The sequence below is a fragment of the Ruegeria sp. CF3 genome, from assembly GCF_056537365.1.
In genome coordinates this window covers 1-15717 of record NZ_JBQFRK010000005.1, presented here as the reverse complement: position 1 = coordinate 15717, position 15717 = coordinate 1, and the positions used below count along the sequence as shown (strand labels likewise).

Sequence of the window (15717 nt, the reverse complement as noted above, 5' to 3'; positions counted from 1 at the left end):
CATACGAGGGCCTGAGGCTTTTGAATGTGGTAAGACCCGCGATGGCGCAGATGAACTATGCAGTAAGTTCTTTGCTTGAACGCAAAACTAAACCCAGGGTTCGAATTTCTGCCGATTTTGCGTTCTCAACGTTCTGGTTGTTACCGCGTTTGGGATACCTTCGAGAGGAAATCGGGGAAGAAATCGAAATTCAGATTTTGGCCTCGACTGTTCCACCCGATCTAGATGACACCGATTGCGATATACAAATCCATGTGGCACCAAAAGACCAAATAAAACCCGATGAAATACTTCTTCTGGAAGAGGTCGTAGCAGCCGTTTGCAGCCCACAGCTATTAGAAAAAATTAGGCCTATCCAATCATCCTCGGATTTACTGGAAATTCAACTGTTGAGTCTATCAAAACCCGCAACCGCTGCTTGGCAAACCTGGCAAGGGTGGTTTGATAGTTTGGGTATAGCGGGCGAGAGAAAAAAAAATTACATCAGTTTTAATAACTATGACATGGTCACCCAGGCCGCATTGTCTGGCGATGGCGTGGCGTTGGGCTGGATTGGATTGATCGATGATCTGCTCGACAAAGGTTCTTTGGTGACCGTTACGGACGATCTGGTCTCCAGCGAGGCTGGATACGTGATGTCGCTAACTCATGCCAACTCGGGCCGAGGTCCCAAACTCGTTTTCGACTGGATAGCGGATCAAGTTCTTACAACATCTTCGGGGTAACAGGTTGTCGGGTTGTTCGCTCAACGATTGCGCGAAGCCAAATGAATTTGAGGAACGGTCGCAATCTAACAACGCCATAAAGCGCCTTTGAAGGCTTGCCATTTTTGCGCCTTTTGGAGTTTCAAAGCTCAGTGGTGATTGTTTGCTTCGGGGCTGTGAGCAGCCAGACCAGCAAACTGCAGAGAACGGTAACCCTGAGCCCAGACCTCCTACGCAAATTCAACGGAGCGCTGCACTTGTATTCGGCATTAGCAGCCCAAAGCGGTCGTTGGTTTCAAATCGACAAAGCGGAATTCAGGCGGTTCGGAGCCTTCGTGGCCATATCTTTTAGCTTCAACATGGTCTTCGCGATGGAACAGCAAGCGTTCAAGGGGGCACGAATGTAGACCTTGCGGGTCGTTGCCTCTAACGTAACTTTCGGGGGGGGCAGAAAGTGAAGCGGAAACTTGCAGCGATTTTGGCAGCCGATGTTGTTGGCTTCTCACGCCTCATGGGGCGTGATGAAGAAAACACGATTCTGCGACTAAACCTTTTGCTTTCTGAATTGGTTCAACCCCAAATACGCGAGTCCAGAGGGCGAATTGTCAAGTTGATGGGCGATGGTTTGTTGGCCGAATTCACCAGTGTGGTCGACGCGGCAGAGTGCGCTATTGCCATTCAACGAGCAATGCAGGACCGAGAACCTGACGTGCCCCGCGTGCAACGCATTCAATTGCGGATCGGCATTCATCTGGGAGATGTGATTTCTGAAGGTTCAGATGTTTTTGGCGAAGGTGTCAACGTAGCCGCAAGATTGGAAGCAATCGCAGAACCCGGAAGCGTCTGCATTTCTGAGGATGTATACCGTCAGATCAAAGGAAAGGTCTCCGGCAGCTTCAAGGATCTGGGTGAACAAGATCTAAAAAACATCGAGCATAAGATTGGTGCCTACAGCATCGATCTCGACCCGGCGCGCCTGTCACCCGAGTTCTACGAAGTTCTAACGGGTGAGCAGTTGGAGTTGCCGGACCAACCGTCAATCGCTGTCCTGCCATTTCAAAACATGTCAGGCGACCCAGAGCAGGAATACTTCGCGGACGGAATTACAGAAGACATCATAACCGCGCTGTCGCATATAAATGGCCTCATCGTGATGGCCCGCAATTCGACGTTTGCCTACAAAGGAAGGTCTGTCGATGTAAGACAGGTCGGACGGGAGTTAGGTGTTCGTTTCGTCCTTGAAGGGAGTGTTCGAAAGGCGGGGCAGCGGGTTCGCATCACCGGGCAGCTTATTGAGTGTCAAACCGGGTCGCATTTGTGGGCCGACCGGTATGACCGTCAGATTGAAGACATTTTTACCGTTCAAGATGAAATCACACGCGAAATTTCCATCTCATTGGCGGTCAACCTTACACACGGACAAGAGCTCAGGCTTTGGGCTGATCAAGCGCCTAACTTTGAGGCGTGGGACTTGATGATGCGTGGCATCAGTGAACAATATAAATTTACAAAAGAAGGGAATCTCTCCGCGATTCAGCTCTACCGGAAAGCGGTTGAACTTGACCCCGAGAACTCGTCATTCAGAACGGGCCTCGGCTGGGCGTTGCAAGCCGGTGCCCGCCTTGGGTTTCATCAAGATCCGAAGGCGTCAACTGACGAGGCCCAGTCTATTTGCGACGCATTGTTGGCGATGAAAAATGTCCCGGCTGATGTCTACGCACTGCAAGGGTATATTTTCACCAACCAATCTCGTTTTGATGAAGCCAAAGCCTTCTGCAATGAAGCTATCGAACGGCAACCCAGTGTCTCGCTTTCTCATGCCATGCTGGCAATTGCGTACAATAGTTGCGGTGAATTTGAGGAAAGCCTGAATAGCATGCGAAAGGCCATTCGGCTGTCGCCCTACAGCCCGGACTGGTATTTCAGCCATTTGGGGGATGCCTATCGTGGGTTAGGTCAGCTGGAGCAAGCAAGAACAGTTTACCGGCACTTGGAAACCCGCTTGCCTGGCACCTTGTTGTGCCAAATCCGTTTGGCAGCGATCCACGCTGATCTTGATGACACCGAAAATGCTACGAAAGCAGTAGACGCAGTTCTTTCAATCGAACCTCAATTTTCGGTGCAAACCTATACCGGGCACATGGTCTACAAAACTGAAGCCCTGCGCAAATTCTGGGCGGATGCTATGCTAAAGGCCGGTCTACCAGTGTAGCGCCGCAGTATTATATTGGGTTGTGGAAATCGAAGATTGCTTTGGTTGCCACGAAATTGCGTAGCGGCTTGAAACGTAAATCGAAAAATCGGATCAGGCACAGTATCGACTAAGATAGCTTTCAGCCCAAACCGGACATACCTAACCTGAAGGCAGGGCAAAAAGCAGAAGCTCACTACATCTGCATCACTTAGCGAGACTAAAGTAAAAAGCTGACTTTTTGCTGCGATTAGGAGAGCTATCAAGCGTGGTGATATCCCGCTAGCACCAACGAATATGCACATCTCTCAGCCGTGACTCAGCTTCACATCCTGACTGCTCTAATCCTAAGAGCCGAAGGTGCGGGGTATCACAATCAAGACGGGGCTGCAGACGGGAATCTGTTTCGCGGGTTATCTTGGTTTCAACGGGTATTGCAATGGCTATTTGGTATTTCTGCAGGCTGCAGCCCTAACGCGCGAGAATGTCGCCAGTATCACAATACCTGCGGACGCCTCTTTCTAGAAATCTCCGATTATCTGAGCTTCGAAGCTCACGAGTTTCCGTTGTCCAGTTTTGAAGCGTAATAGAAGGCAATCGCCTGCGCGCGGTTCTTGATCGACAGCTTGTCGTATATGTTCGACAGATGGAACTTTACCGTGTTGGTCGAAATCTGCAGCTCTTTCGACAATTCCTTGTTGGACATGCCCTGCGCCAGTGCCTCAAGGATAGCGAGTTCCTTGCGCGACAGAGTCTGCAAAGGGTTTTGATGCATTTTGCGCACGTCGATATAGGGAAATACCATTTTGCCCTTAGCGACATCGACACAGGTTTCCAGCAAGCCTTCGACCTCGCCCGAACGCGGCGCGAACCCTGCGGCCCCGGCCTGCATAGCCTGACGCGGTACGTCCCCAGCCTCGTCCCCATAGACCACAAAGCGTGGCGCGTTGGTCTGTTCGCGCAGAACCTCAATCAGTTTTGCCGCGCCCAAAGCAGGAAGTTCCCAGGACACAATCCCCACCTGAACCGGCACCCGCATCACTGTGCCCAGAAATCCCTCGGCGGTCGCTGAAGTGGCCACCAGAGAGAATCGCGGGTCGCGCTCGAAGATCTCGGACATGGCCGACAGCACCAAAGGGTTGTTGTTGGCCAGCATGACATCAATGGGGCGTTGAGATGTGTCGGACATTGTTTTCCCGTCTGATTTTATCTAAACCTACCCATTTTGGTGGGAATGCTTTCAGTATACATTGGCATATTTACCAAAATGGGTAGGTTAATACCCACCTAACAAGATATGCTAAAGCTGTAGTAAGTTACGTTGTGCCCCGGCGCAAGTTTCAGTTTTCCTCTGGGTCAAGGCGATCGGCGGTATCGAACACGCCCGACGCACAGGAGGAGCACATGACGTTTCAGATTTATCCAACGCTCGACATCCCCGAGACGCTGGCCGCTGGCCCAGGACCGGGAAACACCGACGCACGTGTTTTGCAGGCGTTTGCCAGTGCCGGCGTTGCCGACCACATGCAGAGCGACGTGCTGCGTGGCATGATCGAATGCAAGCACATGCTGCGTCTGATCTGGGGCACCGCCAACACCCATACCTTCGCGGTTGCTGGCACCGGATGGAGTGGGCTGGACACCATGTTCTCGGCGGTGATGCCGGGTGACAAGGTTGTGGCCTTCACCAATGGCACCTTCTCGGGCATCGATGCGATGACTCTGCGGATCAAGGCTGCAACACCGGAAGAGCACGCGACCAACCCTCTGGACCCACAAGCCGCGAGTGTCGCCGTTATTGAAATTCCCCACGGCCAGCCCGTCACAGGCGAGATGGTCGAAGAGGTGTTGGCCACGCACAAACCGAAGTGGGCCTTCATGGCGCATTGGGAAACCGGGTCGGGTCGGGTCAACGACCTGCGTGGCTTCTCGGATGCCTGTGAACGCCACGATGTGATGGGTTTGATCGATGCCGTATCGTCGTTGGGTATTGCGGATTTCCGCATCGATGACTATCCGGGTGTCGCGGGATGGGCCTCGTGCCCGCAAAAAGGGCTGTGCTGCCTACCGCTGACCTATGCGCCGGTCAGCTTCACCGACGCCTATATCGACGCGCTGAAGGCCTCCGGCGCCTATACATACGTCCACAACCCGATTTTCGAAGCACGCCACTGGGGCATCGTTGACGGGCAAGACGTGGAAAAGGGCACCTATCACCGTACCCACTCGGGCTATGCGATCGCCGCCTTCCATGAATCACTACGCCTGACTCTGCAGGAGGGATTGGCCAAACGTGCGCATTCCTATCGCACGCATGAGGCCGTCCTGCGCGACGCCGTCACCGCGATGGGTTGCCAGGTCACATCGGACATGCCCAGCCTTGTGGTGCTGAACCTGCCCGCAGAGCTGGCGGGTCGTGAGATGGAGTTGGTACAGAACTGCCGCGCCCGTGGCTTTGGCATCTGGCCGACGCTCAGCGCCCCGGTTCAAGTCCGTATCGGCATCCTGAACCAGCTAACCCACCAATCGGTCAGTCGCATCGTCAGGCTGTTCGCCCAGGCCATCCGCGAGATGGGCGGCTCGGTTGATTTCGAAGCCATCGAAGCACTTTTGGAAAGTCGCTACGGCACATCTATCGCTGCATAACGGGAGGGAATGCAGATGGATATCCATGAATATCAGGCGAAAGAACTTCTTTCGAATTTCGGCGTCGAGGTCCCTTCGGGGGCTTTGGCCTACAGCCCCGAGCAAGCGGCATATCGCGCGCGTGAGTTGGGTGGTGACAAGTGGGTCATTAAGGCGCAAGTCCATGCCGGCGGGCGTGGAAAGGCCGGTGGTGTAAAGCTGTGCAACTCGGAAAGCGAAATATACGAGGCTTGTGACGAGATGTTTGGCCGCAAGCTGGTGACGCACCAGACCGGCCCCGAGGGCAAAGGCATCTACCGCGTCTATGTGGAGGCCGCCGTACCGATTGATCGCGAGATTTATCTGGGCTTTGTGCTGGATCGGTCCAGTCAGCGGGTGATGATCGTGGCCTCTTCGGAAGGTGGGATGGAGATCGAAGAAATCTCAGCTGAGCGCCCCGACAGTATCGTCCGCTCAATCGTTGAACCTGCCGTTGGACTGCAGGAGTTTCAGGCCCGCGAAATAGCATTTAATCTGGGGCTGGAACCTCGCCTAACTCAGCACATGGTCCGTACCCTGCAGGGTTGCTATGCTGCGTTCAGCGAGCTGGACGCGACTATGGTCGAGATCAACCCGCTGGTCATCACTGGTGACGACCGAGTGCTGGCATTGGACGCGAAGATGAGCTTTGACGACAATGCCCTGTTTCGCCATCCGCAGGTTGCTGAATTGCGCGACAAAAGTCAGGAAGACCCGCGCGAAAGCCGCGCGGCGGATCGCGGACTGTCTTATGTCGGACTGGACGGCAATATCGGCTGTATCGTGAACGGTGCCGGTTTGGCCATGGCCACGATGGACACCATCAAGCTGGCTGGGGGTGAACCTGCGAACTTTCTGGACATCGGTGGCGGTGCCTCGCCCGAGCGGGTGGCCAAGGCGTTCCGACTGGTACTGTCCGATGACAACGTTCAGGCGGTGCTGGTTAATATCTTCGCAGGCATCAACCGCTGTGACTGGGTGGCCGAGGGCGTAGTACAGGCGCTGCGCGAGTTGGAAATCGACCTGCCGGTCATCGTGCGTCTGGCGGGCACCAATGTCGAGGAAGGTCAGAAAATCCTGGCCAAATCGGGCCTGCCAATCATCCGCGCGACAACCCTTATGGAAGCCGCTGAACGCGCTGTGGGTGCATGGCGCAACGATCTGTCCCAAAACACCAAGATGTGGGCTGTGTAATGAGCATTCTTCTGGACCGCGACACCCGCGTTATCGTTCAGGGCATCACCGGACGCATGGCGCGCCTGCATACCAAGGATATGGTGCAATATGGCACCAACGTCGTTGGCGGCGTTGTTCCCGGCAAAGGCGGAGAGGCCGTCGAAGGCGTACCCGTATTCGACACCGTCAAACAGGCGGTTGAGGTCACTGGCGCCGAGGCTAGCCTTGTCTTCGTGCCCCCTCCGTTCGCGGCGGATTCGATCATGGAGGCCGCAGATGCCGGTATTCGCTATTGCGTCTGCATCACCGACGGTATCCCCGCGCAGGACATGATCCGCGTAAAACGCTACATGTACCGCTATCCTAAGGACAAGCGCATGGTGCTGACCGGTCCGAACTGTGCCGGTACCATCAGCCCCGGTAAGGCGCTGCTGGGCATCATGCCGGGCCATATCTATCTGCCGGGCACTGTGGGGATCATCGGACGCTCGGGCACGCTGGGTTACGAGGCCGCAGCGCAGTTGAAAGAGCGCGGCATCGGTGTCTCGACCAGCGTCGGCATCGGCGGTGATCCGATCAACGGCTCGTCCTTCCGCGATATCCTTGAGCGGTTCGAACAGGACGAAGACACCGAGGTCATCGCCATGATCGGCGAGATCGGCGGCCCTCAGGAAGCCGAGGCGGCAGAATACATCCGTGACCACGTCACCAAGCCTGTTGTGGCCTATGTCGCAGGTCTGACCGCGCCCAAGGGCCGGACCATGGGCCATGCTGGTGCAATCATCTCGGCCTTTGGCGAAAGCGCCAGCGAGAAGGTGGAAATCCTGTCAGCGGCTGGTGTGACGGTTGCTGAAAACCCCGCGGTGATCGGCGAGACTATCGCCCGTGTCATGGGAAAGGCTGCGTGATGGTCAAACCTTCGGTCCTTGTCACCCGTCGCTGGCCTGCCGCCGTCGAGGCGCAACTGGCCGAAAACTACAACGCCGTGCTGAATACCGGGGACAATCCGATGTCCCCGGCTGAACTCCGCGACGCGTTGAAGACATACGACGCGGTTCTGCCCACCGTCACCGACACGCTTAGCGCCGAGGCGCTGGACGTGACCGCAGCTCAGACCAAGATTTTGGCCAATTACGGCGTCGGGTACAGTCATATCTGTGAACCGGCGGCCCGTGATCTGGGTATGACGGTCACCAACACGCCCGATGTTCTGTCTGAATGCACCGCCGATCTGGCCATGACCCTGCTTCTGATGGTCGCCCGTCGCGCCGGTGAGGGCGAGCGCGAGCTGCGCGCAGGCGGCTGGACCGGCTGGCGTCCGACCCATTTGGTCGGCACCAAGGTCAGCGGCAAGACGCTGGGCATCATCGGCTTTGGCCGCATCGGTCAGGAAATGGCCCGTCGCGCCCATCACGGGTTTGGCATGAAAATTCTTGTCCAGAACCGCAGCGCCGTGTCGCCCGACGTGCTGAAGCAGTTCGATGCGACCCAAGTCGAAACGGTGGATGATCTGCTGCCGCATTGCGACTTTGTCTCGCTGCACTGCCCCGGCGGGGCCGCGAACCGGCACCTGATCAACGGGCGCAGGCTGGACCTGATGAAACCCGACGCCTTCCTGATCAACACCGCGCGCGGTGAGGTGGTGGACGAGCGCGCTTTGGCACAGTCGCTGATGTTCGACACGATCGGAGGCGCTGCGCTGGATGTTTTCGACGGCGAGCCGCGCATCAACCCTGACCTGTTGCAATGCGACAACTTGGTGATGCTGCCGCATCTGGGCAGCGCAACAAAAGAATCACGCGAAGCCATGGGCTTTCGCGTGCTGGACAATCTGGGCGACTTCTTCGCTGGTCGCCCACCCCGTGACCGCGTGATCTGACGCACCCTTCTTCAAAGGAGCAAAACCCATGAGCTTTTATGCCATCGAACAGGCCTCCGCGCGCCTGAACCGCAGCGAACTCGCCGTGCCGGGCAGCCAGCCCGGCATGTTCGAAAAAGCCGCGAACTCGGATGTGGACGTGATCTTCCTTGATCTCGAAGACGCGGTAGCCCCGGATGAAAAAGAGCAGGCCCGCAAAAACATCATTCAAGCCCTGAACGATATCGACTGGGGCAGCAAGACAATGTCGGTGCGCATCAACGGGCTGGATACGCATTACATGTATCGCGACGTTGTGGATGTAGTCGAACAAGCCGGTGCGCGGCTGGACCTGATCATGATCCCCAAGGTCGGCACAGCAGCAGATGTCTATGCCGTCGATATGATGGTCACGCAGATCGAAGACGCGATGGGTTACAAGAAACGCATCGGGTTCGAGCACATCATCGAGACCGCTCTGGGCATGCAGAATGTCAGCGAAATCGCGGCGGCCTCGAACCGCAATGAGAGCCTGCACTTCGGTGTGGCGGACTATGCAGCCTCGACCCGCGCGCGGACCACGATCATCGGTGGTGTGAACCCCGACTATTCGGTTCTGACCGACCCGGATGGCGATGCTGCGCGCGCGACCCATTGGGGCGATATGTGGCACTACGCGCTCGCCCGTATGGTTGTCGCCGCCCGTGCCAACGGTCTGCGTCCGATTGATGGTCCGTTCGGTGATTTCCATGATCCTGAAGGCTATAAGGCAGCTGCCAAAAGGGCGGCGGTGTTGGGCTGCGAAGGCAAATGGGCCATCCATCCCAGCCAGATCGCTCTGGCGAACGAGGTCATGTCACCCAGCGATGCCGAAGTCACCAAGGCGCAGCGTATCCTTGTTGCTATGGCCGAGGCCGAGACCGCAGGTAAAGGTGCGGTGTCTCTGGATGGTCGTCTGATCGACTATGCCTCGATCCGCCAGGCGGAGGTCATGGTCGAAAAGGCTCGCCAGATCGCGGCAGCTTGATTTTAGCCCGAACTGGCGTAGCCACTAGACGGATACTCCCTTGCCCCGGTTGGTCCGGGGCAGGCAACACCCGCGGATTACGTCGATCATCTATTCGGAATTGGACCAGATCTGTAGCACCCAATCCCTGACATTCACAACGCTATTTGAAAACAGTATTTTTCGACTCGGTCAGACAAAACCATCCGCCGACGGCGCGTTCGCTAAAGTCGCTTCGATAGGTTAGTCGCGGCCCAAAGCGGTAATTCAAATCCGAGCATGAAAACTTCCGAGACGCGGACCAAACCGCCTTCGCTTTCGTTGGCGCAATGCCGCCATCCGGTAAGAGATATTCTTTGAGGAAAAACTCAACTATTTGGGAAACAAAAAAGTAACCACAAGTCTCGCGCCCCAACCTTCGGGCCCAATATCGGGGCCGTCGGCCGAATAGCGTATCCCCCCGCCTACGCTGATAAGTTGATCCCCGAGTTGGGTAACTTTGGTGACAACACCGTTGATTGGCACAGACCATTGTTTGTTTTCCCAATCGTAGGTGGACTCAGTGTTAATAGTGAACGTCCACGCGTTCGAATTTGTGTAGGAAATAAATGGCTGTAAGAACGTCTGGCTGATGTCGGTATCACCATCAATGTCCCAGATGTGATTTGTCAGGCCACCATATGTCCACGGACCCTGCTGTTTGAGTGCCACGCCGGTAACTCCTGCACCCCACGCTCCGAGACCTAAGCTGTTATCTGTCGACGTTGGCAGCAGAAAAACGGGTCCAGCCCCCCAGATCCAACCGCCCGCACTTGGTTTTTTGGGCGAAAGAAATAAGCTTTGAACAGTATCTCCTAGCCCAGTCTCGGATCCAGAACCCGGTATGCCACCATCTATGGAGGCGATTGGGAGAATTGTTCGGGATATGACGTTCCAATCGTCCGTAAGATTAAAGGGTACAACCGGCTGTACATTCAATATCCAACGCGAACCGTTTCTGTCGGCACCCAAATTCTGATCATAGTTCAGCTGGAATGGCACACTAATCAGAGCGGCCACGGGGTTGGCAAGTTGCTTTGCTAGTTCTTCTTCCTGGGACTCTGCCCACGCAGTACCAGAAAGGACACCAACCCCGGCAAGTATGGAGCAGCGTAACAACCTTAGTTTCATAGGCGGTCTCCTTTCAACTGGCCGTTTCCTCATGGGTGGCTTGCACTTGAGATCGCCAGATTGGCAATGACGTCAATGGCCCACTCACAGTCCGCCACCGCCGAACTGGATGAAATTATCCAACCTGGTTGACTTATAGCCAAAATACTTGGTCGAAACTGGCTTTCAGACTGTCTCCATAAGCGTGTCCGAAAGCACATCCTCGGAGAGCGCCCCCGGTGCGCCTATTGCGACAAGCCTTGTTTCGGGTTTGCGGTCACCCCAAGCACCATCCCGTGCGATGTCCATTCGTTTTCCAACCACCTGAACAAGAATGCGATGATCTGGATCCTCCTCGCTGAAAACAAAACCCTTGAGGCGATAAACGTCGCCCGGAAGCTTCCGAATTGCACTCCGGAGGGAAGACAGGCTTATTGGGCGTTCAGCTTTCATCATAGTTGTTGAGAAGCTGTCTGAGTGATCAGAGTGGTGGCAAGCACAATCTGGCCCATGTTCGTGATGATCGGGTATTTCTGTTTCGAGCTGTTCGGCGGCAAAGCGACCGACTGAAAGAAGTATGTCCAGAGGGACGTCTGCGTTTACAGCTTCGACAAGACGATAGCGACGGAAGCGAGAGCCAAGCCAGTCGTGCACCTTCTGAACTGTGGCCCTGTCGACAAGATCAACCTTGTTCAAAATAACCATGTCCGAGAACGCAATTTGACGAAGCTTCAATTCCATTTGTTCTGGCGCAGCAAATAGCTGTTCCGCATCGACAAGACACATAATGCTGTCCAAGCGGATCATGTCCCGGAACCGTTGATCCGTAAACGTCATCGCGATTGACGATGGATCCGACACTCCGCTTGCTTCAAGGACGATGTATTCTGGTTTCTCAGGCCGAGCCAGAACAGCTTCTACCGTTTCAATCAGATCATCTCGTATCGAGCAGCAAACGCACCCATTAGCCAAGCTCATCACATCATCTTCGAGGCCAACCACCAAGTCGGCATCTACGTTTATTGATCCAAAGTCATTCACCAGGACTGCCACTCGTAATCCGTGATTGCCGGTAAGGATCCGGTTCAAAAGTGTCGTCTTACCGGCTCCAAGAAAGCCGGTAAGGATCGTAACAGGGATCGCAGAAGTCGAACCAAATTCAATCATTGTTCGATCTCCTCTCAGTCTTCATCACGCGAGCCGATTACATCCGAAACTTTGATGGTAAAGTCCTGCGGCCAGTCTCCGCCGGGTGCTCGGAAAACGTCAGTTGGGTAGTATTCGCGTGGATCGATCTCCATATCTCGATACTTCTGGTCTTGCTGGTCTGCGCGGGTGAGTCTTGGGTTCGGTAATGTGATTTCATCCGGAAGCTCAATACGCCCGGCCTCGGCCGCCGCAGCCAGTTCACGAAATGGTGGCACAGTACCGGATTTTCCGGGCAGAGCAGCTTTCCTGTACCAGATTGCATCCTTGGTCACGTTCACAACGGCTACATCGAGACCCCATTGGAACAGACCGTCGTAGTGGGCGCGAATACCAGCCAGCATTTCAGCGTCGATGTCTTCATCCTGGGTATAGTGTGTCACCATTCCCAAACGCGGTCTTGTGTCAGCAAAGAGCTTACCCACGGCATAGTGGGAGGTGTGATGCGTATCGATAGTGTAGTTAAAGAGATCTTGTGGGATACCGTATTTGTAGGTCATCAACTGACCAATATCCTGCCCCGACATTTCGGTTACAAAGACATCAACGCCTTCGCCGTATTTTCGTGAAAGCTCATCCGGGCGACCATCGCCGGTCCATACAAAGCTCAGACCATTCCAATCGAGCCGATAACCAACCGCACCGTCCTTGGCATGACTTCGCGGCCAAGACCGAACAGTCACACCGTCTTCGTCATAAACAATACCACCTTCTTGGCGGAAATCGAATTCATTGACTTCGATCTCGTAGCCGTCTCCAATCGGGAAAACATCAAAGGCCTCCAGATGCCATTTGAGCATCTGTTGCATGCCTTTGACCATTCCGGCTGTGCCAAGCTCGGGCGTTCGACCTGACGGCCCATGGATGCGTAGTGGCGTGTAGCCACCCGACCAGGCACGGAAGGGGTAAATATACGGAATGTCGGCATAATGGTCGACATGCAGGTGAGAGATGAAGATGTCGTTGATCAACTGCCCAGGCACTTGCATCGCAATGATGTTGCGGACACAACCGGACCCAAAGTCGAAGAAGAACCGTTTTCCATTCCCCAACTCCACCATGATACAAGTACCCGCCTGATCTTCGCGCGGCGGATATGGTGTTGAGCCGCAGAATGAGATGCGCATCTCATCTGGCCCTAATTCCTCACTCAGTGGGAAATAGTTCGCATTTGAACCCGTCATGTACTTCGTCGGACGGAAGTACTCCGGCAATGATATGCCACCTGCGGGTCGACCACCATATGGGTTCTTGAGTGTTTCTCCTAGAGGGCCGTCTCCTTCGTGGGCCTCGGCAGTTCCTGCCGCAAACCCAGCCGCCCCTGTGGCAGCCGCTCCAGTGGCCAAGCCCTTTAGAACACTCCGCCGCGACGGGTCTTCAATTTGATCTGACGCCTGAACCTGTTTGTCGTCCTGGTCTTTTCTATTGTCTTCCTTGGTCATGGATTGGTCCTCAGTTAGAGTATCTCACAGGTTGCGCTTCAACATCCGGCGAAGCTCGTTGATGAGTTCAGATTTGATGTGGGCCCATTCGGCGCGCTCTGAGGCCGTGATCGATGCGTCTTTCGAAAACGCAGATGCTTTCTTCAGGTCCTTGATGACCTCGCCGAGTAGTGCATCCGTTTCGATGCGCCCCGACAGCACATCGGAAAGTTCCGGAATTTCTTCAATCAGGTTCACCGTCACTGGAAAAATCCCGACGCCCACTATCTATTCTCAAATCAAGATGAGTGCGGTTGACCATAAAGGCCAAGTGAGTCACCGTGAGTTGGGGGTGAGTTGACATTGAACAAATCAAATGATTTGCCAATAAATCAACAAGTTGGCCAACCTTCTTCGGAACTCATCCGGGAAGCTCTGAGTCGAATTGTATCAAGCGACGGGTTTCAAGCTTCACCCCGACTCACGCAGTTTCTCACCTATATAGTCGAGGAAACTCTATCTGGTCGAAGCGCTCAGATTAGAGGCAAAGCTATCGCTGTTGAGGTCTATGGGCGGCGCATAGATGGTACTGGTGGTCAAAACCTGGTTCGCGTTGAGGCTAGGCGACTGCGTCGCCTTTTACATCAGTTCTACGAAGATCACTGGGACGGCAACGGGGTTCGCATTTTTGTTGATCCCGGCGGATACAAGCCGCGGTTTTCATACGAATCTACAATCGAAGACCGTACATCAAGTGAACTGAAGAGCGACAATCCAGTTGGCCGTTGGCGTTCGCGGCAACTGCTGCCTGCTGGACTAGGTGTTGTTGCATTAGTCGCTGTGTTTGGCATCTGGATGAGCCAGGATAACAGGGAGGTTGTGCCGACAACTCGATCCATCGAGAAAGCAGAACGTGTGGCGCTTGGTGAACAATCATTGACGAGACTCCAGGCGGCCAACATTGCAGACCAAGCCCGAGGCATGTTTTTTCCCGTTTTTGATGTCAAACGTCAGCAGATAGCACTGGGAATGTTCCAGCACGCGATGGAACTCGACCCGGCTCTGTCCGACGGCTATGCCGGATCAGCGCAGGTCCTGGCGATCTTGGCGGTGTTGTCGCCGGATGAATCACAAAGGGATGATTTCTCCAATCAAGCTTCAGAAATGTCTGAAAAAGCGCTTCAATTGTCCCCGGCCGACGCCTGGGCAAACAGCGCAAACGGTTGGGTGCTGGCTGTCAAAGACCAGCCAAACGAGGCATTGAAATACGCAAGGATGTCGGTCGAACTGACGCCGAATGATGGCCATATTCTCGACCTTGCAGGTATCACCGCCATCTTGGCTAACGCCCCGGAATTTGCTGCCGAGGTTAGCAACCCGGATAGGCCCAAATCAGGATCCGGGAGGTTTGGTGCGAGAAACATCTGGGGCGTCTCGCAACTTATGCTCGGGAACTACGAAAATGTTGTTGAAGCTTTTCAGGGAGCGCCAGCTGCTGGAGCGCCAGTAAGTGCTCCTTCGCTCTTGTTCCAAGCCGTTGCGCACGATCAGTTGGGAAATTCAGAAGAAGCAAGACGGCTCGTTGCTGAAATGCGCAGGACATGGCCTGAGTTTCCGTCCGAGTTTCTCGCCGATAGGATTTTCCACAACGACATCAATACGCGGAATTTGATACTGGAGACGTTAAGTAGATACTGACGAAACATATCGCGGCTGTTGCCTATGCTGGGTTCAGACTTTTGCCACCAGTCTCGCGAAAATCGGAACTGATACCAAAAGCAGCGCAAGAATCAAGAATGCCGTCGCCAGTGTGATGCCCCAGATATGAAACCAATCAATGCTGGCCCCATAAGGATGCCTGCATATCCCGTTGTAGTAACCGAGGCGATAGCAATCCCCGGTGGCATCAAGTTTTGACGTCCAGCAGTGCTGAATAAGATCGGCACCACAACCGTTCGCCTTCTTCGCCTCTAAGACCGTTCACTGCACTAAGCGGACGTTAAACTGGCGTCTTTTTGCTAGCAGTTTAAGGATGAAATCTGCTTCAAATTTTTGGCAAGTACCGATCCAATAGAGCATCGACCAATCCTCCCTGAAGTTGGTAGCCGGTTGCTTCGTCCACTCGCAAAATATCTTCAAGAATAATAAGTTGTTCCATGCCCGTCGTCATAGACAACCGCTTCGCCAGTTCATCAAACTCCTTAAGCTCCATAAAGGAGCGAATTGGCTTAAGTGCTTCAGAAAAAGCCGTCACTCTTCTAGCGCCACGCATTTTAACCGTTCCTTCCTCAAGTGATGCCTTGAGTGATTCAGCCAGAAACTGCCTGAAGTGCGCCTCATGA

General features: G+C 54.6%; 14 protein-coding genes. 8 read left to right on the top strand and 6 right to left on the bottom strand.

Annotated elements, in window-relative coordinates:
* Positions 1-41: 41 nt before the first annotated feature.
* Both ACR0KC_RS16195 and ACR0KC_RS16190 read left to right on the top strand, forming a co-directional pair.
* Positions 42-725, top strand: a complete 684-nt coding sequence (locus ACR0KC_RS16195) for a LysR substrate-binding domain-containing protein (RefSeq protein WP_480707222.1) — start codon at positions 42-44, stop codon at positions 723-725.
* A 433-nt stretch (positions 726-1158) separates the two neighbouring features.
* Positions 1159-2916, top strand: a complete 1758-nt coding sequence (locus ACR0KC_RS16190; protein ID WP_480771988.1) for an adenylate/guanylate cyclase domain-containing protein — start codon at positions 1159-1161, stop codon at positions 2914-2916.
* 532 nt (positions 2917-3448) lie between these two features.
* Here ACR0KC_RS16190 and ACR0KC_RS16185 read toward each other — a convergent pair.
* Complete coding sequence (locus ACR0KC_RS16185) at positions 3449-4084, bottom strand: response regulator transcription factor (RefSeq protein WP_255612072.1); 636 nt, start codon at positions 4082-4084, stop codon at positions 3449-3451.
* A 215-nt stretch (positions 4085-4299) separates the two neighbouring features.
* On the opposite strand from ACR0KC_RS16185, the gene ACR0KC_RS16180 reads away from it, so the two are divergent.
* The 5 genes from ACR0KC_RS16180 to ACR0KC_RS16160 are packed head-to-tail and all read left to right on the top strand — an operon-like array spanning position 4300 to position 9620.
* Positions 4300-5541, top strand: coding sequence for a pyridoxal-phosphate-dependent aminotransferase family protein (locus tag ACR0KC_RS16180; RefSeq protein WP_480706995.1), 1242 nt, complete (start codon positions 4300-4302; stop codon positions 5539-5541).
* A 15-nt stretch (positions 5542-5556) separates the two neighbouring features.
* Complete coding sequence (locus ACR0KC_RS16175; RefSeq protein ID WP_480791435.1) at positions 5557-6753, top strand: malate--CoA ligase subunit beta; 1197 nt, start codon at positions 5557-5559, stop codon at positions 6751-6753.
* On the top strand, positions 6753-7643 hold the full coding sequence (sucD, locus tag ACR0KC_RS16170; RefSeq protein ID WP_170647205.1) for a succinate--CoA ligase subunit alpha: 891 nt from the start codon (positions 6753-6755) through the stop codon (positions 7641-7643). The genes ACR0KC_RS16175 and sucD overlap by 1 nt, the downstream gene beginning before the upstream one ends.
* Entirely contained in the window at positions 7643-8614 is a 972-nt protein-coding gene (locus tag ACR0KC_RS16165) for a 2-hydroxyacid dehydrogenase (RefSeq protein WP_480772050.1), read from the top strand. The genes sucD and ACR0KC_RS16165 overlap by 1 nt, the downstream gene beginning before the upstream one ends.
* A 28-nt stretch (positions 8615-8642) precedes the next feature.
* Positions 8643-9620 carry an HpcH/HpaI aldolase/citrate lyase family protein gene (locus ACR0KC_RS16160; RefSeq protein ID WP_170424788.1) on the top strand — a complete coding sequence of 326 codons (978 nt, stop codon included), beginning with the start codon at positions 8643-8645 and terminating at the stop codon, positions 9618-9620.
* Positions 9621-9971: 351 nt separating this feature from the next.
* Here ACR0KC_RS16160 and ACR0KC_RS16155 read toward each other — a convergent pair whose 3' ends face one another.
* The 4 genes from ACR0KC_RS16155 to ACR0KC_RS16140 form a co-directional block, all read right to left on the bottom strand.
* Entirely contained in the window at positions 9972-10769 is a 798-nt protein-coding gene (locus tag ACR0KC_RS16155) for a transporter family protein (RefSeq protein ID WP_480706993.1), read from the bottom strand.
* Positions 10770-10934: 165 nt separating this feature from the next.
* A complete protein-coding gene (locus tag ACR0KC_RS16150; RefSeq protein ID WP_480706992.1) occupies positions 10935-11915 on the bottom strand; it encodes a CobW family GTP-binding protein in 981 nt (326 codons plus the stop codon).
* A 14-nt stretch (positions 11916-11929) separates the two neighbouring features.
* Positions 11930-13396, bottom strand: a complete 1467-nt coding sequence (gntH, locus tag ACR0KC_RS16145; protein WP_480454213.1) for a guanitoxin biosynthesis MBL fold metallo-hydrolase GntH — start codon at positions 13394-13396, stop codon at positions 11930-11932.
* A gap of 24 nt (positions 13397-13420) precedes the next feature.
* The gene (locus ACR0KC_RS16140; protein WP_170402049.1) at positions 13421-13639 is read right to left on the bottom strand and encodes a hypothetical protein; all 219 of its coding nucleotides are present in this window, start codon (positions 13637-13639) and stop codon (positions 13421-13423) included.
* Between the two features lie 99 nt (positions 13640-13738).
* On the opposite strand from ACR0KC_RS16140, the gene ACR0KC_RS16135 reads away from it, so the two are divergent.
* Complete coding sequence (locus tag ACR0KC_RS16135; protein ID WP_480791434.1) at positions 13739-15073, top strand: tetratricopeptide repeat protein; 1335 nt, start codon at positions 13739-13741, stop codon at positions 15071-15073.
* Positions 15074-15419: 346 nt separating this feature from the next.
* Here the strand turns inward: ACR0KC_RS16135 and ACR0KC_RS16130 are convergent.
* Positions 15420-15717, bottom strand: a 298-nt coding sequence (locus tag ACR0KC_RS16130) for a hypothetical protein (RefSeq protein WP_480796366.1), incomplete at its 5' end; no start/stop codon positions are given.